Annotated in this window: 22 protein-coding genes and 1 pseudogene; 12 read left to right on the forward strand and 11 right to left on the reverse strand. The window is 59.3% G+C overall.

The genetic code is table 11. The features are described from left to right. Window positions 1–23 precede the first annotated feature (23 nt). Window positions 24–1034: an aldo/keto reductase gene (locus BBG20_RS17100; RefSeq protein ID WP_065905427.1), complete on the forward strand. Its 1011-nt coding sequence runs from the start codon at window positions 24–26 to the stop codon at window positions 1032–1034. Window positions 1035–1537: 503 nt separating this feature from the next. Next, entirely contained in the window at window positions 1538–2419 is an 882-nt protein-coding gene (gene rarD / locus BBG20_RS17105; protein WP_065905429.1) for an EamA family transporter RarD, read from the forward strand. 55 nt (window positions 2420–2474) lie between these two features. Here the strand turns inward: rarD and hppD are convergent, their stop codons facing one another. Continuing rightward, window positions 2475–3551: a 4-hydroxyphenylpyruvate dioxygenase gene (gene hppD, locus BBG20_RS17110; protein WP_065905432.1), complete on the reverse strand. Its 1077-nt coding sequence runs from the start codon at window positions 3549–3551 to the stop codon at window positions 2475–2477. Between the two features lie 304 nt (window positions 3552–3855). Here hppD and BBG20_RS33210 point away from each other — a divergent pair. The 3 genes and pseudogenes from BBG20_RS33210 to BBG20_RS17120 all read left to right on the forward strand — a co-directional run. Then, window positions 3856–4049 (forward strand): annotated as a pseudogene (locus BBG20_RS33210) (LysR family transcriptional regulator); the annotation flags it as partial. A gap of 44 nt (window positions 4050–4093) precedes the next feature. Continuing rightward, entirely contained in the window at window positions 4094–5635 is a 1542-nt protein-coding gene (locus BBG20_RS17115; protein ID WP_065905434.1) for an EAL domain-containing protein, read from the forward strand. Between the two features lie 198 nt (window positions 5636–5833). Further along, window positions 5834–6199, forward strand: a complete 366-nt coding sequence (locus tag BBG20_RS17120) for a histone-like nucleoid-structuring protein, MvaT/MvaU family (protein WP_065905437.1) — start codon at window positions 5834–5836, stop codon at window positions 6197–6199. Between the two features lie 111 nt (window positions 6200–6310). Here BBG20_RS17120 and BBG20_RS17125 read toward each other — a convergent pair whose 3' ends face one another. Next, entirely contained in the window at window positions 6311–6847 is a 537-nt protein-coding gene (locus BBG20_RS17125; protein ID WP_065905440.1) for a DUF4946 domain-containing protein, read from the reverse strand. A 202-nt stretch (window positions 6848–7049) separates the two neighbouring features. Between BBG20_RS17125 and gloA the strand changes: the two genes are divergently transcribed. After that, window positions 7050–7571: a lactoylglutathione lyase gene (gene gloA, locus BBG20_RS17130; protein WP_065905442.1), complete on the forward strand. Its 522-nt coding sequence runs from the start codon at window positions 7050–7052 to the stop codon at window positions 7569–7571. 62 nt (window positions 7572–7633) lie between these two features. Here gloA and ahpF read toward each other — a convergent pair whose 3' ends face one another. The 3 genes from ahpF to BBG20_RS17145 all read right to left on the reverse strand — a co-directional run bounded on the left by ahpF (window position 7634) and on the right by BBG20_RS17145 (window position 10956). Beyond that, the gene (gene ahpF / locus BBG20_RS17135; protein WP_065905443.1) at window positions 7634–9199 is read right to left on the reverse strand and encodes an alkyl hydroperoxide reductase subunit F; all 1566 of its coding nucleotides are present in this window, start codon (window positions 9197–9199) and stop codon (window positions 7634–7636) included. A gap of 127 nt (window positions 9200–9326) precedes the next feature. Then, window positions 9327–9890, reverse strand: coding sequence for an alkyl hydroperoxide reductase subunit C (gene ahpC, locus BBG20_RS17140; RefSeq protein ID WP_010210361.1), 564 nt, complete (start codon window positions 9888–9890; stop codon window positions 9327–9329). A gap of 133 nt (window positions 9891–10023) precedes the next feature. Next, a complete protein-coding gene (locus BBG20_RS17145; RefSeq protein ID WP_065905444.1) occupies window positions 10024–10956 on the reverse strand; it encodes a site-specific integrase in 933 nt (310 codons plus the stop codon). A 170-nt stretch (window positions 10957–11126) separates the two neighbouring features. Between BBG20_RS17145 and BBG20_RS17150 the strand changes: the two genes are divergently transcribed. Then, a complete protein-coding gene (locus BBG20_RS17150; RefSeq protein WP_065905445.1) occupies window positions 11127–12134 on the forward strand; it encodes a DNA-binding protein in 1008 nt (335 codons plus the stop codon). Here BBG20_RS17150 and gorA read toward each other — a convergent pair whose 3' ends face one another. After that, window positions 12135–13493 carry a glutathione-disulfide reductase gene (gene gorA, locus BBG20_RS17155; RefSeq protein ID WP_065905446.1) on the reverse strand — a complete coding sequence of 453 codons (1359 nt, stop codon included), beginning with the start codon at window positions 13491–13493 and terminating at the stop codon, window positions 12135–12137. Between the two features lie 105 nt (window positions 13494–13598). Continuing rightward, complete coding sequence (galU, locus tag BBG20_RS17160) at window positions 13599–14438, reverse strand: UTP--glucose-1-phosphate uridylyltransferase GalU (RefSeq protein WP_003173830.1); 840 nt, start codon at window positions 14436–14438, stop codon at window positions 13599–13601. A gap of 309 nt (window positions 14439–14747) precedes the next feature. Between galU and BBG20_RS17165 the strand changes: the two genes are divergently transcribed. Continuing rightward, window positions 14748–14933 carry a hypothetical protein gene (locus BBG20_RS17165; protein WP_016969599.1) on the forward strand — a complete coding sequence of 62 codons (186 nt, stop codon included), beginning with the start codon at window positions 14748–14750 and terminating at the stop codon, window positions 14931–14933. Between the two features lie 144 nt (window positions 14934–15077). After that, window positions 15078–15359, forward strand: coding sequence for a hypothetical protein (locus BBG20_RS17170; protein WP_065905447.1), 282 nt, complete (start codon window positions 15078–15080; stop codon window positions 15357–15359). A gap of 11 nt (window positions 15360–15370) precedes the next feature. On the opposite strand, the gene BBG20_RS17175 is transcribed toward BBG20_RS17170, so the two are convergent. The 4 genes from BBG20_RS17175 to BBG20_RS17190 all read right to left on the reverse strand — a co-directional run bounded on the left by BBG20_RS17175 (window position 15371) and on the right by BBG20_RS17190 (window position 17753). Beyond that, window positions 15371–15601 carry a hypothetical protein gene (locus BBG20_RS17175; RefSeq protein WP_065905448.1) on the reverse strand — a complete coding sequence of 77 codons (231 nt, stop codon included), beginning with the start codon at window positions 15599–15601 and terminating at the stop codon, window positions 15371–15373. 78 nt (window positions 15602–15679) lie between these two features. Continuing rightward, complete coding sequence (locus BBG20_RS17180; RefSeq protein ID WP_065905449.1) at window positions 15680–16594, reverse strand: c-type cytochrome; 915 nt, start codon at window positions 16592–16594, stop codon at window positions 15680–15682. Next, window positions 16591–17238: a c-type cytochrome gene (locus BBG20_RS17185; RefSeq protein ID WP_065905450.1), complete on the reverse strand. Its 648-nt coding sequence runs from the start codon at window positions 17236–17238 to the stop codon at window positions 16591–16593. The genes BBG20_RS17180 and BBG20_RS17185 overlap by 4 nt, the downstream gene beginning before the upstream one ends. Window positions 17239–17402: 164 nt before the next feature. After that, window positions 17403–17753, reverse strand: a complete 351-nt coding sequence (locus BBG20_RS17190) for a hypothetical protein (protein WP_065905451.1) — start codon at window positions 17751–17753, stop codon at window positions 17403–17405. Window positions 17754–17965: 212 nt separating this feature from the next. On the opposite strand from BBG20_RS17190, the gene BBG20_RS17195 reads away from it, so the two are divergent. Genes BBG20_RS17195 through alkB form a run of 3 tightly spaced genes read left to right on the forward strand, consistent with a single transcriptional unit; the run spans window position 17966 to window position 19130 of the window. Continuing rightward, window positions 17966–18268, forward strand: a complete 303-nt coding sequence (locus BBG20_RS17195; protein ID WP_065905452.1) for a DUF1883 domain-containing protein — start codon at window positions 17966–17968, stop codon at window positions 18266–18268. 25 nt (window positions 18269–18293) lie between these two features. Next, entirely contained in the window at window positions 18294–18461 is a 168-nt protein-coding gene (locus BBG20_RS32940) for a hypothetical protein (RefSeq protein ID WP_098467678.1), read from the forward strand. A 3-nt stretch (window positions 18462–18464) separates the two neighbouring features. Then, window positions 18465–19130 (forward strand): DNA oxidative demethylase AlkB, encoded by a 666-nt coding sequence (gene alkB, locus BBG20_RS17200; protein ID WP_065905453.1) that lies wholly within the window; start codon window positions 18465–18467, stop codon window positions 19128–19130. Window positions 19131–19151: the final 21 nt, after the last annotated feature.

Below are 19151 nucleotides of genomic sequence, written 5' to 3' on the forward strand. Positions count from 1 at the left end.
TTCCCTGCCTTGAGGAGCTTTGCATGATTTACCGCACATTGGGCCAGTCCGGACTGAAGGTCAGCGCCCTGACCCTGGGCACCATGATGTTTGGCGAACAGACCAACACCGAGGACTCGCTGCGCATCATCGACAAGGCCTGGGACCAGGGCATCAATTTTATCGACACCGCGGACGTCTACACCGGCGGACGCTCCGAGGAAATCGTCGGCGAGGCCATTGCGCGCCATCGTGAGGATTGGGTGCTGGCCTCCAAAGTCGCCATCGGCCCCACCGACGGCCTGCCCAATCGCAGTGGCTTGAGCCGCAAGCGCATCTTCAATGCGCTGGAAGCCAGCCTGACGCGCCTGGATACCGACTACCTCGACATCTACTACCTGCACCGCGAAGACCACGACACGCCGCTGGACGTCACGGTGTCGGCGATAGGTGACCTGATCCGCCAGGGCAAGATCCGCTATTGGGGCTTGTCCAACTATCGCGGCTGGCGCATCGCCGAAGTGATTCGCGTCGCCGAGCGCCTGGGCGTGGACAAGCCGGTGATCAGCCAGCCGCTGTACAACATCGTCAATCGCCAGGCCGAGGTCGAGCAGATCACTGCGGCCGCCGCCTATGGCTTGGGCGTGGTGCCTTACAGCCCATTGGCGCGTGGCGTACTCAGCGGCAAGTACGCGCCGGATGTAACCCCCGAAGCCGGCAGCCGCGCGGCGCGCCAGGACAAACGCATCCTGGAAACCGAATGGCGCGTGGAGTCGTTGCGCATCGCCCAGCAGATCCAGCAGTACACTCAAGGCCGTGGCGTGGGGACTGTCGAGTTTGCGATTGCCTGGGTGCTCAACAATGCCGCGGTGAGCTCGGCGATTGTCGGGCCGCGCACGGAAGCACAGTGGGATGCCTACATCGGCGCGCTCGACGTGAAGATCTCGGCGGAAGATGAAGCCTTCATCGATTCGCTGGTGACGCCCGGGCACTCGTCCACGCCGGGGTTCAATGATGTGGGGCACTTTGTGTCCGGGCGGATAGCTCGTTTGTAAGCGGGGAATAGTGCCTTGTAGCAAGCGGGGCTTTTTGTGCTGAGCTGTTTCCTGTGGTGAGCGGGCTTGTTGTGGCAAGCGGGCTTTCTGTGGTGAACAGGCTTGTGGCTGCAAACAGCTTCATGTGGCAAACAGGCTTGGTGTGGTGACTAGGCTTCATGTGGTGAGCGGGCTTGCCCCGCGTTGGGTGGCGAAGCCGCCCCAAAACCAGTCGGCGAGGAGTACCTGATCCACCGCGTGCTCGCTGACTGGGGCTGCTTCGCAGCCCAACGCGGGGCAAGCCCGCTCACCACAATAACCCCGCTCGCCACAACAAACTGGCCCGCCATGGGAAGTGGGTTCATCAAAGGAGGTTTGTCTCTATCACCCCCTCCAAACCTCGGCCCATGAAAATTTTCGCGCAAAACGCCCCAAAACAGCGCAACCGTCTCCCGTCAAAAGCTCCATAATCCCCTCCTGAATTTCTCTCTTCTTTTGTAGCAACCGGTTTTGGCGAGGACAGTGTGTCTAAAGGTGTTGTTTTATCCGTGGCGGCGTCGGTGTTGTTTGCCGTGATGTATTACTTCACGTCGCTGCTCACGCCGTTGAGCGGCCTGGAGATTTTCGGCTGGCGCATGTTGCTGACCGTGCCGTGCATGACGGTGTTCATGATCGTCAGCGGCGAATGGCGCCGTGTGTGGGAATTGCTGCGCAGGCTGGCGGCCAAGCCGCGGTTGATCGGCGGCGTGGTGCTGTCTTCGGCATTGCTCGGCGTGCAGTTGTGGCTCTTCATGTGGGCGCCACTGAACGGGCGCAGCCTGGATGTGTCGGTGGGTTACTTCCTGTTGCCGCTGACCATGGTATTGACGGGACGCCTGGTCTACGGCGAGCGGTTGTCGCGCCTGCAGCAGATCGCCGTCGTGTTTGCCGCGCTCGGCGTGCTCAATGAGCTGTATCAAGCCGGCGGTTTCTCCTGGGCCACGCTGGTCGTGATCATCGGCTATCCGGTCTACTTCGTGGTGCGTAAATACTTGTCCACCGATCACCTGGGCGGTCTATGGCTGGACATGGCACTGATGCTGCCAGTGGCCTGGTGGTTCGTGCAGAGCGGCGAACAGGGGTTTGCCGTGCTCGACGCCTATCCGAAGCTGTATGCCTTGATTCCAACGCTAGGCCTGATCAGCGCATCGGCGCTGGTGAGCTACATCATCGCCAGCCGGTTGCTGGCATTCAGCCTGTTCGGGCTGCTCAGCTATGTCGAACCGGTGCTGTTGCTGGCAGTGGCGTTACTGCTGGGTGAAGGGATCAAGGGTGGTCAATGGCTGACCTATATCCCGATCTGGCTGGCGGTGATGGTGCTGGTGTATGAAGGCTTCAAGCATCTGGTGCGTCAGCGCAAAGCCTGATCCGCAGGCAATAAAAAGCCCGGCCGGGAGCAATCCCGGCCGAGCTTTTTTACCTTCAGTCGGCGGTCAGTACACCACGACGCACCTGGTCACGCTCGATGGATTCGAACAGCGCCTTGAAGTTGCCTTCGCCAAAGCCATCATCACCCTTGCGCTGGATGAACTCGAAGAACACCGGGCCCATCAGGGTCTCCGAGAAGATTTGCAGCAACAGGCGCTTGTCGCCTTCAATCGACGAGCCGTCCAGCAGGATGCCGCGCGATTGCAGTTGATCGACCGGCTCACCGTGATTCGGCAGGCGGCCTTCGAGCATTTCGTAGTAGGTGTCCGGCGGTGCGGTCATGAAGCGCATGCCGATGCCCTTCAACGCGTCCCAGGTCTTGACCAGGTCGTCGGTGAGGAACGCCACGTGCTGGATGCCCTCGCCGTTGAACTGCATCAGGAACTCTTCGATCTGCCCGGCGCCCTTGGACGACTCTTCGTTCAGCGGGATGCGGATCATGCCGTCCGGCGCACTCATGGCCTTGGAGGTCAGGCCAGTGTATTCACCCTTGATGTCGAAGTAGCGCGCTTCACGGAAGTTGAACAGTTTCTCGTAGAAGTTGGCCCAGTAGACCATGCGGCCGCGATACACGTTGTGGGTCAGGTGGTCGATGACCTTGAGGCCGGCACCGACCGGGTTGCGGTCTACGCCGTCGAGGTAGACAAAGTCGATGTCATAGATCGAGCTGCCTTCACCGAAGCGGTCGATCAGGTACAGCGGCGCGCCGCCGATGCCTTTGATCGCCGGCAGGTTCAGTTCCATCGGGCCGGTTTCGATATGGATCGGCTGCGCACCCAACTCCAGCGCGCGGTTGTAGGCTTGCTGCGAATCCTTGACGCGAAACGCCATGCCGCACACCGACGGGCCATGCTCCGCCGCGAAGTAGGAGGCAATGCTGTTGGGCTCGTTGTTGAGGATCAGGTTGATCTCGCCCTGGCGGTACAGGTGCACATTCTTGGAGCGGTGGGTCGCGACCTTCGTGAAGCCCATGATCTCGAAGATCGGCTCCAGGGTGCCCGGGGTCGGCGATGCGAATTCGATGAATTCAAAGCCCATCAGGCCCATTGGGTTGTCTAAATGGTCGGTCATGTTCGGTGCCTCATCATTCTTGTTGGGTAGCAATTGATTAGTTGCGAGCAAGGATGAGGTCGAAGGGAGGCGCGCAGGAAAGGCCTCGCACACTGCGGGCGAGGAAGTCACCAAAGATGAGGGGGGAGCCGAGTAGCTTCATGGTGTCATCAGTCTCTGACGGCCGAGGCTTGCGTGAGCGCAAGTCCATATTCTTGTATGCGTAAATCGATTCTACACAGCGTAACCGTGTTTGTCCGCAGTCTTCATCAAATCCCTATTGCCTTGGCCTGCGCAAGCGGTTTGTTGCACAGGTAACTGCCCAGCAGCGTTGCCGCGCGATCATGACCCGCGCTACGTATACCGGCCGCTGTCGCCCGGGTGTCGCGCCGTAACGGCTTGGCGGTGCTGGACCACCGGCAGTCCTCGCCTGCCGCCCTGGCCTTTATCGAGATCGCACAATCGCTGGGGCTGACGAGCATATTTGAACCGGGCCGTCTATCATCCGGGCATCCCTGACTGCCCTACCGTCACCGCCCTCTCGCGCAACAGGCCCGGAATTCATGCCCCTGACTGTCACAGGCCCTCGAAAGTCCTTCACTCGCCATTCGATCAGTGTGCTGTGCGGGCTGCTGCCCATCCTGCTGGGTGTGCTCATCCTGCACTGGCAAGCCGAACGCACCCTTGAGAAAAGCACCGCGCAGACCGCGCAGGAAGCCGTGCGCCAATTCGATCTGATGCTCGACAACACCGCCCTCGCCGCCCAGGAATTGCTGCCACTCGCCGGACAGCCGTGCGACAGCAGTGCGCAGCTGGCACTGCGCGAGCAGGTCACACGCCGGCCGTTTGTGCGCGCAACCACATTGTCCTGGCAGAAAAACATCTATTGCAGCTCGCTGTTCGGCAGCCAGTACGAGTCGCGGGTGAACCCGGATGACTACGTGGATGGGCGGCTGTGGTTGATGAACGGCAACCCGGTGACGCCGGATACGGCCTTGCTGGTGTACCGCCTGGTGGAGGGCGACAAGGCCGCGTTTGCCTCGATCGACGGCTACCACCTGACCAACGCGCTGCGCCTGATCAGCCGTTATGCGAATCTGATCCTGCAGGTCGGGCCCAACTGGCTGGGTGCCGACGGCAAAGTGCGCAACACGCAGGTACCGGTGTTTGCCGTGGCCCATCATCACCTGGCGTCCGAGCGCTATCGCTACAGTGTCGACGCCGGTATGCCGGCCGGTGAAGTGTGGCGCTATATGCAGGACCGATACCCTGCAATGTTCAGCCTGGTGGTGTTTTTTGGCCTGTTGGCCGGCGTCCTTGCGCACGCCCTGCAAAAGCGCGTGACTGCGCCAACCCATGAATTACAACGGGCGCTGGGGGCGAATGAATTCATCCCGTACTTCCAGCCCGTGGTACGCGGCGACACGCGGGAGTGGGCGGGCTGTGAAGTGCTGATGCGCTGGAAACACCCGAAGGAAGGCCTGGTACGCCCGGACCTGTTTATTCCACTCGCCGAGGAATGCGGGCTAATTGTGCCGATGACGCGCGCCCTGCTCCGCCAGACCGCCGCGCAACTGGCACCCCACGCGGCGCGCTTCAGCCCGGGGTTTCATATTGGCGTGAATATTACCGCCCGCCACTGCCAGGACCTGGCGCTGGTGGACGATTGCCGAGAGTTTCTGGCAGCCTTTCCTGTTGGCCAGGTCACCCTGGTACTGGAGTTGACCGAGCGCGAGCTGATCGAACCCACGGATATTACCCGCCGCCTGTTCGATGCGTTGCATGAACTGGGGGTGATGATCGCCATTGACGACTTCGGTACGGGCCATTCCAGCCTGGGCTACTTGCGCAACTTCAATGTGGACTATTTGAAGATTGATCAGAGTTTTGTCGCCATGATCGGCGCCGATGCACTCTCCCGGCATATTCTCGACAGCATCATAGAACTGTCCGGCAAGCTCGATCTGGGCATCGTTGCCGAAGGCGTGGAAACAGTCGAGCAATGCGAATACCTGGCGGCGCGTGGCGTGGATTTCCTGCAGGGTTACCTGTTCGGAAAGCCTGTGCCCAGCGATGAATTGATTAAATCCCTGGACCACCAATGAATAGCCCGGTACTAGACAGGTTGAAATAATGTAAGTAATACAAAAGACGTGATTTACTCGTAGCGCATTAACTACTACAATTTTTCCTGCCTGTGCAGAACTCGCAGGAAGGCGTCTTTCCTGAGTTGCCTTAAAGCGCTTGGCTTATAGCTTTGTCTGTAATTGATATCAGCCAACAACACTATTGGAGTACCTATTTTGTCCAGACTCGCCGAATTTCGCGCAGCAGAAAAAGCCCTTCAAGAGCAGCTCGCCCAGCTGGAATCCCTGAAGAACGACGCCGGCCTGAAAAAAGAAATCGAATTCGAAGAAAAGCTCCAGGGCCTGATGAAGACTTACGGCAAGAGCCTGCGTGACATCATCGCCATCCTTGACCCTACCCTGGGCAAGACCAGCGCTGCAGCCACCACCGCACCAAAACAGCGCCGCGCACGCGTCGTCAAGGTCTACCAGAACCCGCACACCGGCGAGCTGATCGAGACCAAAGGCGGCAACCACCGCGGCCTCAAGGCCTGGAAAGAAGAGCACGGTGCAGCCACTGTAGAGTCATGGCTGCGCAAGTGATCAGGCACTACCCATAAAGAGCCCCGCCGATGCGGGGCTTTTTTATTGGAGGATTCGAACGCAAACTTAAATAACATTTCACCGTATTCAAGATCGATCGACATAACCGATTTAAAGTTTCAGGCTGTCGCGCACCGAACTGACTTCATCCTTGCTCGCTTCGTAGGTTTGCGCCTGCCCCGCATATGAAAAAACATAGGCCTTATCGGTATCAACAGCGCCGACCAATGTTTGTGACAGCACGTGTCGTCCGTTCTCGGTAATCACACAAGTAGTTTCCAACGCGTCAAGTCGGCTCAATGTTGTTGGGTGCATCTTGGTGCAGACGCTTTGATAGCCACCTTGGGCAAAGTCCTTCTGGATGGATTTGCGCATTTCCAGCAATACGCCCTGAAGATTAACTTTATGCCCGGCCTCGATGGGGGTACCGGTCAGTTCCATGACCATCAAGGTCGTGCCGTTTTCATCGTTCTTGATCGCCCGTTGACGCGACACCGTGGCGGGCACTGCCGGGGCCTGGTCGTCAGGCACGACTTCTTCCACCTGCCAGCCGCTGGGCCAATGGATTTCCGGATCGGCCGCCATGACCACGGGGCTGGCCAACAGCACGCATACGGCACTCAACAGCGGTTTACGAAATTCGATCATTGCGACAAATACCCAAGGTTCAAGCGACAAAGTGTGAGCCCGCCACCCGCAGCTCGCAAGGCTTGCAGCGGCTTTTTCATTTGGCGCCACCGCCGAGCCTTGCGTATCATGGCTCGGCTGCACGGATGCCTGCCGCAAGCCAAGGGATCGCTCCTCGCTTTTCACTGGAGCCGCGTTTGCCCCATTTTTTTCTGGAGGGCCCATGAGCCTGCACGAATTGAACACCTTCCCGGGCGTCACCGCCCAACCTGACACCGCCACTGCAAACTTTGTGTTCAACCACACCATGTTGCGGGTCAAGGACATCACCAAGTCGCTGGATTTCTACACCCGCGTCCTGGGTTTTTCCCTGGTTGAGAAACGCGACTTCCCGGAAGCCGAATTCAGCCTGTACTTCCTGGCCCTGGTCGACAAATCCCAGATCCCGGCCGATGTCGCACAACGGACCGAATGGATGAAGTCGATCCCGGGCATCCTCGAACTGACCCATAACCACGGCACCGAAAACGACGCCGACTTCGCCTACCACAATGGCAACACCGACCCGCGTGGTTTTGGCCATATCTGCATCTCGGTGCCGGATATCGTGGCCGCGTGCGAGCGCTTCGAAGCCCTGGGTTGCGACTTCCAGAAACGCCTGAGCGATGGCCGCATGAAAAGCCTGGCGTTCATCAAGGACCCGGATGCGTACTGGGTCGAGATCATTCAGCCAGCGCCGCTGTAAAAGCCCCACGCAATAAAAAACCCCATGATCGCTCATGGGGTTTTTCATTTGCGGCGCCGGATTTACGCCGGGGCGGAGGTGCGGATCAGGTGATCGAAAGCGCTCAGGGAAGCCTTCGCGCCCTCGCCTACGGCAATCACGATCTGCTTGTACGGCACGGTCGTGACGTCACCGGCGGCGAATACGCCTGGCAGTGAAGTCTCGCCACGGGCGTCGACAATGATCTCGCCACGGGGCGACAGCTCGACGGTGCCTTTGAGCCAGTCGGTGTTAGGCAGCAAGCCGATCTGGACAAAGATCCCTTCCAGGTCGATGGTCTTGAACTCGCCGCTGTCACGGTCCTTGTAGGCCAGGCCGGTCACTTTCTGGCCGTCACCTTTGACTTCACTGGTCAGCGCGCTGGTGATCACATCAACGTTGGGCAGGCTGTACAGCTTGCGCTGCAGAACCGCATCGGCGCGCAGCTTGCTGTCGAACTCGAGCAAGGTCACGTGGCTGACAATACCAGCCAGGTCGATGGCCGCTTCAACGCCGGAGTTACCGCCGCCGATCACCGCCACGCGCTTGCCCTTGAACAGCGGGCCATCGCAGTGCGGGCAGAAGCATACGCCCTTGGCTTTGTATTCCTGCTCGCCTGGCACACCCATTTCGCGCCAGCGCGCGCCGGTCGCCAGGATGACGGTCTTGGACTTCAGGGTCGCACCGCTTTCGAAACGGATTTCGTGCAGGTCGCCGGCATTTTTCGCTGGCACCAGGCTGCTGGCGCGCTGCAGGTTCATGATGTCCACGTCGTATTGACGCACGTGGGCCTCGAGGGCGCTGGCGAGTTTCGGGCCTTCGGTTTCCTGCACCGAGATGAAGTTCTCGATGGACATGGTGTCCAGCACCTGGCCGCCGAAACGCTCCGCCGCTACACCAGTGCGGATACCTTTACGTGCGGCGTAGATAGCCGCCGCAGAACCGGCTGGGCCACCGCCGACCACCAGCACATCAAAGGCGTCTTTGGCGCTGATTTTTTCGGCAGCCTTTTCGATGCCACTCGTGTCGAGCTTGGCGAGGATTTCTTCCAGGCCCATACGGCCCTGGCCAAAGTTCACACCGTTGAGGTAGACACTTGGCACCGCCATGATCTGGCGCTCGTCGACTTCAGCCTGGAACAGCGCGCCGTCGATGGCGACGTGGCGGATGTTCGGGTTGAGCACGGCCATCAGGTTCAGCGCCTGGACCACGTCCGGGCAGTTCTGGCACGACAGCGAGAAGTACGTCTCGAAGCTGAACTCGCCCTTGAGCGCACGGATCTGCTCAATCACTTCGACACTGGCCTTCGACGGGTGGCCACCGACTTGCAGCAGGGCCAGCACCAACGAAGTGAATTCATGGCCCATGGGGATGCCGGCGAAACGCAGGCTGATATCGGCACCCGGGCGGTTGATGGAGAACGAAGGCTTGCGCGCATCGTTGCCATCGGTGATCAGGGTAATCAGCGTGGAGAGGCTGGTTACATCTTGCAAAAGGGCCAGCATTTCCTGGGATTTCGCACCGTCGTCGAGGGAGGCGACGATCTCGATCGGCTGGGTGACCCGTTCCAGGTATGACTTCAACTGAGCTTTAAGATTGGCGTCCAACATACGGGCGATTTCCTATTAATTCGGTTTATTGCAGACAAAAAAACGCCCGAGCGAATCTCGCCCGGGCGTTTTGAGGGCGGATGCAGCTTACTTAAGTGCGGAAACCCGCCCTTGATACTTCACAGACTTAGATCTTGCCGACCAGGTCCAGGGACGGAGCCAGGGTGGCTTCGCCTTCTTTCCACTTGGCTGGGCACACTTCGCCTGGGTGGGCAGCAACGTACTGGGCAGCCTTGATTTTGCGCAGCAGCTCGGAAGCGTCACGGCCAACACCACCGTCGTTCAGCTCAACGATCTTGATCTGACCTTCTGGGTTGATCACGAAGGTGCCACGGTCTGCCAGGCCAGCTTCTTCGATCAGCACGTCGAAGTTGCGCGAGATGGTCAGGGTTGGGTCGCCGATCATGGTGTACTGGATTTTGCCGATGGCTGGCGAGGTGTTGTGCCAGGCAGCGTGGGCAAAGTGGGTGTCGGTGGAAACGCTGTAGATTTCGACGCCCAGTTTCTGGAATTCGGCGTAGTTGTCAGCCAGGTCTTCCAGTTCGGTTGGACAAACGAAGGTGAAGTCGGCTGGGTAGAAGAAGACTACCGACCATTTGCCTTTCAGGTCAGCGTCCGACACGTCTACGAAGTTGCCGTTTTTGTATGCGGTAGCTTTGAACGGTTTTACTTGGCTGTTGATGATAGGCATCGTTGACTCTCCGTCAGGGGTTAAGAAGTTGATGAGGTGAATCCTACCCACCTTCTCGGCGGTTGGCTCATTGGCAAACCTGATGCTGACGATTGGTTTTCCCTATCAGGTAACTGTATTAATAGAAGAAATCTCAAAGCAGCGGTTGCGTCGCCAAGGTCATGCCGAGAAAGGGCGTCGCTTCAACATAGCGCATGGCAGATTTCATGTCGCTCCAACCGACGTAACTCATCAATGACTTCAAGTCCCAGCCGCTGCGATGCGCCCAGGTAGCAAAGCCGCGCCGCAGCGAGTGGCTGGTGTACTGCTCGGCAGGCAGGCCGGCGCGCTCCAGCGCCTGGCGCAATAGTGGAATCACACTGTTGGGGTGCAAGCCCTCCTCGCCCAGGTTGCCCCAGCGATCAATCCCGCGAAACACCGGACCACGCACCAGGGCCGAGGCGCTGAGCCATTCGCTGTAGGCCTGCACCGGGCACAGACGCAGCAGCGCCGGGGTTTGGTAGGTTTTGCCGAGATTGTCGCGGTCGCTTTTACTGCGGGGCAGATACAGGCTGATCCCCGCACCGGGCGTGGCGCGTACGTGTTCGATCTGCAGGCGGCACAGCTCATCGCTGCGAAAGCCGCGCCAGAAGCCCAGCAGAATCAGCGCGGTGTCGCGCTTGGCGCGCAGCAGGCGCGGCTGATCCTGATCGGCGCTGGCGCGGGCAGCCTCGGCGTCGAGAGACGCCACCACCTGCTCCAGTTGCTGGAGCTGCAGCGGCTCAGCCTGCTTTTCCTGCGCAGGGTGCACGGCGCGGATGCCCTTGAGCACCTTGCGCACCACCGGCGCCTTGGTCGGGTCGGGAAACCCCTGGCTGGTGTGCCATTGCGCCAACGCCGAGAGCCGCAGCTTCAAGGTGTTGACTGCCAACACCCCGGCATGCGCCACCAGATACCGCGCGACGCTGTCACTGGTGGCCGGCAGGAACCCGCCCCAACTCACCTCGAAATGCTCGATCGCCGCACGATAGCTGCGGCGCGTGTTATCGCGGGTTGCCGCGTTGAGGTAACGATCCAGATCGCTCATGCAGGGCCTATTCGTACGGCAATGGGGTGTGTCGGCAACCAAAACGGCTATGACACGGGATAATACGCGAATATCCCATTCGTTAAATCATGAATTTAAAGGCGACTTCATTCATGTTATAGTACGTATATACATACTACATACCACAGTACTAAATCGACGGAGACCCCATGGCTCGCGGCGGCATCAACAAAGCAGTAGTTCAAACGGCACGCCTGGCAATCCTCGCCCGTGGCGAAAACCCCAGCATCGATGCAGTACGCATCGAAATGGGCAATACCGGCTCGAAAACCACGATTCATCGCTATTTGAAGGAGCTGGACGACAGTGAAAGCCGTCTCACCATTACCGAGGCGCCGATTGATGACGAGCTTGGCGAGCTGGTCGCGCGCCTGGCCCAGCGCCTGAAAGACAAGGCCCAGGAGCCCATCGACCTGGCCCTGGCGCAGTTCGAGCAGCAGAAAACCGCCCTGCTCGCCCAGGTAGAGGCACTTGAAGAAGCCCAAGGCCAGCTCCAGCAGCAATTTGATATCCAGGCCGCCGCCCTGGCGGAAGAAAGCGCAGCCCTGCAAACCGCCAGCACCAGCCTGCAGACCGAGCAAACCCGCAACGCCGGGCTCAGCCAGGCCTGCAGCGATTACGAACTACGCATCAATGACAAGGACGAACAGATTCGTTCACTGGAAGAAAAGCACCTGCACGCCCGCGATGCGCTGGAGCACTACCGCAACGCCATCAAGGAGCAGCGCGAACAGGAACAGCGCCGCCACGAGGGCCAGCTGCAACAACTGCAAGCCGAATTGCGCCAGGCCCAGCAAAGCGCCATGGTGCGTCAGGATGAAATCACCCAGTTGCACCGCGACAATGAGCGGCTATTGATCGAGCACCGGGTCACGGCGAAGGAGCTGAGCGCCTTGCAGGAGCAAAGCCGCAAGGATCAGGCTCGACAGCTCGCGTTGAGCGAACAGGTCAGCCTGATTGATAGCGAACGCACGCTGCTGCAAGAGCGTTTGCGCGTAGCCGTGCTGGAAAGCCAGTCACGCCAGGACGCGCTGACCGAACAGCAACACAACCATAAAACCCTGGAACTGGACCTGATCAAGGCCCAGGCGACGATAGAGGCGTTGCGCCTGGCCGCCGTCGTTGCGACGACGCCAGAGGCAACACCCAACGCCTGATCAGTTGGCCACAGGCGTGCGCATGGTGACGAATTCTTCCGCCGCCGTAGGATGCACGCCGATGGTCTCGTCGAAATGCTGCTTGGTCGCGCCCGCCTTGAGCGCGATCGCCAGGCCCTGCACGATTTCCCCGGCATCCGGGCCGACCATGTGGCAGCCCAGCACCTTGTCGGTGTCGGCATCGACCACCAACTTCATCAGGGTTTTCTCCTGGCAATCGGTCAAGGTCAGCTTCATCGGACGGAAGCGGCTTTCAAAGATCTGGACCTTATGCCCCTTGTCCCTGGCCTCCTCTTCGGTCAGGCCAACGGTGCCGATGTTGGGCAGGCTGAACACCGCCGTCGGGATCATCGCGTAATCCACCGGGCGATACTGCTCAGGCTTGAACAAGCGCCGCGCCACGGCCATGCCTTCGGCCAGGGCCACCGGCGTCAGTTGTACGCGACCGATCACATCGCCGATTGCCAGGATCGATGATTCAGCGGTCTGGTACAGGTCGTCGACTTCGACAAAGCCCCGCTTGTCGAGCTTGACCCCGGTGTTCTCCAACCCGAGGTTGTCCAGCATCGGGCGGCGGCCGGTGGCGTAGAACACGCAATCAGCTTCCAGTACACGGCCGTCTTTCAGCGTGGCCTTGAGGCTGCCATCGGGCTGTTTGTCGATGCGCTCGATGTCGGCATTGAATTGCAGGTCCAGGCCGCGCTTGGTCAACTCTTCCTTAAGGTGCGTGCGCACCGAACCGTCGAAGCCGCGCAGGAACAGGTCACCGCGGTACAGCAGCGTGGTCTGCGCACCCAAACCATGGAAAATCCCGGCGAACTCGACGGCAATGTAGCCACCGCCCACCACCAGCACGCGCTTGGGCAGCTCTTTGAGGAAGAACGCTTCATTCGAACCGATTGCGTGCTCACGGCCGGCAATCTCCGGAATCTGCGGCCAGCCACCGGTGGCGATCAGGATGTGCTTGGCGGTGAAGCGCTCGCCATTGATTTCCACCTGGTGCGGATCCACCAGGCGCGCATGCCCTTCATGCAGCGTCACGCCACTGTTGACCAGCAGATTACGGTAGATGCCGTTGAGGCGATTGATCTCGCGGTCCTTGTTGGCGATCAGCGTCGCCCAATCAAAGTTCGCCTCACCCAGCGACCAGCCGAAACCGCTGGCTTGCTCGAAATCTTCGGCAAAGTGCGCGCCGTAGACCAGCAGTTTTTTCGGCACGCAGCCGACGTTAACGCAGGTACCGCCCAGGTAGCGGCTTTCCGCCACGGCCACCTTGGCGCCAAAGCCAGCAGCAAAGCGCGCCGCGCGAACACCGCCGGAACCGGCGCCAATTACATACAGGTCAAAATCGTAGGCCATTTCACTCTCCTCGGCAGGACATCAGCATACCGACTTACATGGGGCTGAAAAACGAAAAAGCCACCCGAAGGTGGCTTTTTTAGAGCAGGCGACGCTTACCGTGAATCAGTAAGCCTTGCCAGTCTTGTAGAAGTGCTCGTAGCAGAAGTTGGTCGCCTCGATGTAGCCTTCAGCGCCACCGCAGTCGAAACGCTGGCCTTTGAATTTGTAGGCAATCACGCAACCGTCTTTGGCTTGCTTGAGCAGGGCGTCGGTGATCTGGATCTCGCCGCCTTTGCCTGGCTCGGTTTCTTCGATCAACTTGAAGATGTCCGGGGTCAGGATGTAACGACCGATGATCGCCAGGTTCGAGGGCGCATCTTCCGGTGCTGGCTTCTCAACCATGTCGCGAACGCGGATCAGGCCATCACCAATGTCGTCGCCGGCGATAACGCCGTACTTGTTGGTTTCGGTCGGGTTCACTTCCATGACCGCAACGATGGTGCAGCGGTACTTCTGGTAGAGCTTGACCATCTGGGTCAGCACACCGTCGCCTTCCAGGTTGACACACAGGTCATCCGCCAGGACCACGGCGAACGGTTCGTCACCGATCAGCGGGCGGCCAGTCAGGATGGCGTGGCCGAGGCCTTTCATCTGGGTCTGACGGGTGTAGGAGAACGAGCACTCGTCGAGCAGTTTACGGATACCGACCAGGTATTTTTCCTTGTCGGTGCCCTTGATCTGGTTTTCCAGCTCGTAGCTGATGTCGAAGTGGTCTTCCAGCGCGCGCTTACCACGGCCAGTCACGATGGAGATTTCGTTCAGACCGGCATCCAGTGCCTCTTCGACGCCGTACTGAATCAGTGGCTTGTTCACCACCGGCAGCATCTCTTTGGGCATGGCCTTGGTCGCTGGCAAGAAGCGAGTGCCGTAACCGGCTGCTGGGAACAAGCATTTCTTGATCATATGGGTCCTTACAAAGGGCTGTGCGTACGAATTCGGCGCAGTCTAATCAGGCCGCAGTCACCTTACAATGGGTCCTGCTGGCGTTGCGATGTCAACATAGAGAAAAAATGTCAGCGTAAGTTCCGCTTATCTTACGAAGAGCGTTATCACCAACACGGCCAAAACTGCCTGCACCTTGTCGTCACCAAGGCCTGCAACCTTTTTAGCACGCTTTTCAACCCGTAACACTGACCTAGAATAACTTGCGCTGACCCGCGACATTTGGCGCTATCATTAGGCCCTTGAACCAGACCACGAGATTCTTAATAGATGTCAGAACCAAAAGGCGTGAACGGCTACTTGATCACTCAGCGAGCAGATGGCTGGCACTTGATCAACTTCCACGGAGACAGCGTCGCAGGGACGTTCGCGACCGAGCGTGAAGCGATTGCGGTAGCCGAAGTGTTTGTGGACGAAGCTGGCCACGCGTCGAGCAAGCGCCCCAAAGGCAAGTAAGGCTCGCGACACGACCAGAAGCCCCGTTGAACGGGGCTTTTTTGCGATTGTCTGTACCTAGGTGGCAGATCGCTATAATCTGCCGAAAACGCCCAACGACACTGTCAGCGCGCCCCTCCCAACACCCTTTGACGACGAACCCACATGAACAAGATCCTGGCACTGATTGCGGTACTGGCGCTGGCCGGCTGCACCACCACCTCTGACGTCTACCTGAAAAACGGTGAACAAGGTCTGACCATCGACTGCTCCGGCGAGGCCAATTCCTGGGCCAGTTGCTACGAAAAGGCTGATGCGTCCTGTGCCGGCACCGGCTACCGCATCGTCGGTACCGAAGGCACCCCTGCGCTGAGCGAGGACGACAAGACCCTGGGCAAGGATGTCGGCAACTTCAAGAGCCGCAGCGTCGTGGTGGTGTGCAAGTAGGCACGCGTGTCCTACATGTGGATTTCGGCGAACTTGATGCCCAGGCCGCGAATGGTCTCGATCAGGTCATCCAGGCGCTCGAATGACTCGACTTCATCCTGATCATCGACCAGGAAGAAACTGCGCCCGCCGCTTTTCTTGAAGAATACGATCCACTCGCCCAGATCGGCGGGATTCTGGATGACATGGGTGGCCGAGATCTGACCCTCGGCGTGGTGAGCTCTGACGTGTTCGCGCTTCATGAGATTATTTCCAGGAAAAGACCAATGCCGCGCAAACCCAGGGGTTGCGCGGCATTTTTGCAGTGAATGGCCGACAGTTTAACGGATGCCCTGCCCGATCAGCACGCCATCTACGGTTTGCCCGTAGAGATTGACCCCATCATTGGCATGAAACTTCACCCGGGTTTTCTCCACCGAACCCTCGATCAGCCGCGGGTCCTGCGGCCGTTCATGACTGTTGACGTAGGCCGCCACATCCCACGCCTGCTGATCGCTCAGGCTGCCGCCCTTGCCCAATGGCATGTTGTGCTTGATGAAGGACGCCGCCGTGTTGATTCGGTGCATGCCCGCGCCCCAGTTGTAGGAATCCTTACCCCAGAGCGGCGGCATCACGTAGCTGTCACCGACTTTTTGCCCTTGCCCTTCGGCGCCATGACACACCGCACACTGCCCTTTGTACACCTGCGCGCCTTGCGCCAGGTCGTAACCTTTGGCCAGTTGCGCCACGTCGGGATAGCCGCGCCCCGGCAACTCGACGCCCAAGGGCGCCTTGCTGGCCAACCAATAGGCGTACACCGACAGCGCAGTGATCTCGGGGCTGTCGGCTGCGGGCGGCGTACCACCATTCATGCTGAACTGAAAGCAGCCCTGCAAGCGCTCGGCAAAGGTGTTGACCTTGTCGTTCTTCTTTCGATAGGCCGGGTACATCGGATAAGCGCCCCACAGCGGCGCCGAATTGGCCAGGCGTCCCTGGTCGAGGTGGCAATTGCTGCAATTGAGGCCGTTGCCGACAAACTGTGGCGCGAGCCGCTGGGTATCGACGAACAACGCGTAGCCTTGCCGGACCAGCTTGCCGTAGGCGTTGTCAGGCAGTTCGCTTTCCTGGGGTGGCTGGAAAGGCGCGGCTGGCGGGTGGGCGGTCGCCGGTTGAAGTTGCGACTGGTCTTCCATGGCGATGGTCGCGGCATGCGCGGGCAACACGACCAGCATTCCGAGCAACATAAAGGCTTTCATGGCTTCACCTCCGGGCTGAGCCCCGCGAAATACTCGGCCACGCTCTGTACCTCGTCTGCCGTCAGCGATTTGGCGATGTGTCCCATCAGATCATTCGGATCGTTGTGTCGGGTGCCGCCCTGCCAAGCCAACAATTGCGCCTTCAGGTAGGCCGCAGGCTGGCCGGCCAACGGCGGAAAGGCATCGCCGACCCCGCTGCCGGCCGGTCCATGACAACTGACACAGGCCGGAATCTGCCGCTCCCATGCGCCCTGCAGGGCGAGTTTCTGCGCGGGGTTGCTCGGCATTTCGCTGCGATGCGCCACGGTCGGCGCAGGCGCAGGCATCGCGGCCAAGGCCTGGCTCACCGCATCGATTTCCGCGTCAGTCAGGGCTTTCGCCACCGGCTCCATCACCGGATGACTTCGACTGGCGCGCTTGAAGTCTTCCAGCTGTTTACGCGTGTACGCTGCCGGCAAACCGGCCAAGCGGGGAAAGCCCGCGGCCGCCATGCCCAGCCCGTCAGCGCCATGACAGGCGACACAGGGCATGGCGCCCGCCTGCGATCCTCCCTCGGTAAAAATCTTGTTCCCGTCCAGCGCGTGGGCATTGCCCAACATCAACAGCAGCGCGCTGCCCATCAGCATGCGTTCCAATGACATCATCACGACTCCATTTTTATAGTTATATGCTTAGGCATTTATGGCATAAGCCTACAAATGGTAGGGGAATGAACGCATAGGAACAACACCCAAAAAAAAAGCCTGACGCTGCCAGGGGCAGGGTCAGGCTTTTATCGAATTCGAACTTGCGGGGTAAAGGGCCGGTTTCAGCCGGAAATGCACTCTTCGCCAGCCTTCTTCACGTCACCCGGACGAATAGGCACATTGGACATGCTCTCGTAGAGCTTGATGCTGCTGCCGCTGGAGCGCTCTTCGATCTCGAAAATGGCCGACGGATCTGCCGAGAACTTCTGCGGCACGATGACCTGAACACCGTCCTTATGCGGCTCGATCTGTGGCGGACGGCGCGTGGTGGACAATTTGCGCACGACACAAGCGGCATATTCCTGCGGTTTTTTCCCTGAGATGACAGCCAATGTCGGCGGCGTCTGCTTGATATCTGCAACCGAAGCACACCCACCTATCGCCAAGGCCAGAACCAACACACTCCACTTCATATAAAACCTCCGATAAAGACCCTACGACAGCGGGGATGGTAAATTTCTCCCGCCCAAGTAGGATTTATCCCTGATAACTCGGTAAATAACTGTTTTAAATTGTCGACGCGATCGAACACGGGCCGATAATAAACGCGCTGGGGCTGATAAACTCCATCTTAACCTACGTATCGTTCTGATTTTTCAGAAAAAGCCCTTCCGGAGACACCCGCATGAAATTCATCCACCAGCGCGAGCACCTCAACGAGGGAGACATTGTCGTCATCGAATGCTCGCAGACTTGTAATATTCGTCTGATGAGTGATGCGAACTTTCGCAGCTTCAAGAATGGCGGCCGCCATACCTACCACGGTGGCGCCTTCGACAAATTCCCTGCCAAGATCACCGCACCGAGCACAGGGTTCTGGAACATTACCCTCGACGTGGTCACGCGCCGCGCGATCAGCGTCACCAAGAAGCCCGCGCTGTCGCACAAGATTCGCATCGTGCGCCGTACCAGTTCGAAACTGAGCTGACCCGTACCCTTTCCAGGAAATGATCGTGACTGCCACTACCAAATACGTCATCAAGTACAAACTCAACGGCGAACGCCGCTTCGAATTCGCGCAACTGCACACCAATAGCGTGGAGGAAGCCAAACAAGCGCTGGCCAAAATCCACGATGCCAGTGATGAAATCACCGACATCAATGTGAGCAAGGCGCTGTAAGCCATGCCCGGCCCCACCGCCGACCTGTTCGCCGATGACGCCCTGCAGCAACCGGCTGGGCGCGAGCAGATCGGCGAAGAGTCCTACGTCCTTAGGGGCTACGCCCTGCCCTGGATTGAACGACTGCTGCCAGAGCTGCGCCGCGTGCTGGCCCAATCGCCGTTTCGACAGATGGTAACGCCCGGCGGCTTCACCATGTCGGCGGCCTTGAGCAGTTGCGGCGACCTGGGCTGGACCACCGACGCGACCGGCTACCGCTACACCCCCCTCGATCCGCGTAGTCAGCAGCCCTGGCCGTCCATGCCGGAGACCTTGCGCCAATTGGCCATGGAAGCCGCGGCAGACGCCGGCTTCGTCGACTTCAGGCCGGATGCCTGCCTGATCAATCGCTATGTGCCGGGCGCGAAGATGTCCCTGCACCAGGACAAAAACGAACGCCGCTACAGTGAACCGGTAGTGTCAGTCTCCCTGGGGCTGCCAGCGATTTTCCTGTTTGGTGGCCATGAACGCAGCGGCAAGACCCAGAAGATTTCGCTGTTCCATGGCGACGTGGTGGTCTGGGGCGGCGTCGATCGCCTGCGCTTTCATGGGGTGATGCCGATCAAGGAAGGCGTGCATCCGGTCATGGGCCCGCAGCGCATCAACCTGACCTTTCGCGCCGCTGGCTGATTTGACCGCAAGCTTCGGAGT

The sequence above is a fragment of the Pseudomonas aylmerensis genome (genome assembly GCF_001702265.1).
In the GTDB taxonomy this organism is placed as follows: Bacteria; Pseudomonadota; Gammaproteobacteria; order Pseudomonadales; family Pseudomonadaceae; genus Aquipseudomonas; species Aquipseudomonas aylmerensis.

Excerpts from the sequence above, each read along its gene's own strand:
- BBG20_RS17100 (WP_065905427.1), top strand. The coding sequence starts at position 24 with ATGATTTACCGCACATTGGGCCAGTCCGGACTGAAGGTCAGCGCCCTG.
- hppD (WP_065905432.1), bottom strand. The coding sequence starts at position 3,551 with ATGACCGACCATTTAGACAACCCAATGGGCCTGATGGGCTTTGAATTC.
- BBG20_RS17115 (WP_065905434.1), top strand. The coding sequence starts at position 4,094 with ATGCCCCTGACTGTCACAGGCCCTCGAAAGTCCTTCACTCGCCATTCG.
- BBG20_RS17125 (WP_065905440.1), bottom strand. The coding sequence starts at position 6,847 with ATGATCGAATTTCGTAAACCGCTGTTGAGTGCCGTATGCGTGCTGTTG.
- gloA (WP_065905442.1), top strand. The coding sequence starts at position 7,050 with ATGAGCCTGCACGAATTGAACACCTTCCCGGGCGTCACCGCCCAACCT.
- ahpF (WP_065905443.1), bottom strand. The coding sequence starts at position 9,199 with ATGTTGGACGCCAATCTTAAAGCTCAGTTGAAGTCATACCTGGAACGG.
- ahpC (WP_010210361.1), bottom strand. The coding sequence starts at position 9,890 with ATGCCTATCATCAACAGCCAAGTAAAACCGTTCAAAGCTACCGCATAC.
- BBG20_RS17145 (WP_065905444.1), bottom strand. The coding sequence starts at position 10,956 with ATGAGCGATCTGGATCGTTACCTCAACGCGGCAACCCGCGATAACACG.
- BBG20_RS17150 (WP_065905445.1), top strand. The coding sequence starts at position 11,127 with ATGGCTCGCGGCGGCATCAACAAAGCAGTAGTTCAAACGGCACGCCTG.
- gorA (WP_065905446.1), bottom strand. The coding sequence starts at position 13,493 with ATGGCCTACGATTTTGACCTGTATGTAATTGGCGCCGGTTCCGGCGGT.
- galU (WP_003173830.1), bottom strand. The coding sequence starts at position 14,438 with ATGATCAAGAAATGCTTGTTCCCAGCAGCCGGTTACGGCACTCGCTTC.
- BBG20_RS17165 (WP_016969599.1), top strand. The coding sequence starts at position 14,748 with ATGTCAGAACCAAAAGGCGTGAACGGCTACTTGATCACTCAGCGAGCA.
- BBG20_RS17170 (WP_065905447.1), top strand. The coding sequence starts at position 15,078 with ATGAACAAGATCCTGGCACTGATTGCGGTACTGGCGCTGGCCGGCTGC.
- BBG20_RS17175 (WP_065905448.1), bottom strand. The coding sequence starts at position 15,601 with ATGAAGCGCGAACACGTCAGAGCTCACCACGCCGAGGGTCAGATCTCG.
- BBG20_RS17180 (WP_065905449.1), bottom strand. The coding sequence starts at position 16,594 with ATGAAAGCCTTTATGTTGCTCGGAATGCTGGTCGTGTTGCCCGCGCAT.
- BBG20_RS17185 (WP_065905450.1), bottom strand. The coding sequence starts at position 17,238 with ATGATGTCATTGGAACGCATGCTGATGGGCAGCGCGCTGCTGTTGATG.
- BBG20_RS17190 (WP_065905451.1), bottom strand. The coding sequence starts at position 17,753 with ATGAAGTGGAGTGTGTTGGTTCTGGCCTTGGCGATAGGTGGGTGTGCT.
- BBG20_RS17195 (WP_065905452.1), top strand. The coding sequence starts at position 17,966 with ATGAAATTCATCCACCAGCGCGAGCACCTCAACGAGGGAGACATTGTC.
- alkB (WP_065905453.1), top strand. The coding sequence starts at position 18,465 with ATGCCCGGCCCCACCGCCGACCTGTTCGCCGATGACGCCCTGCAGCAA.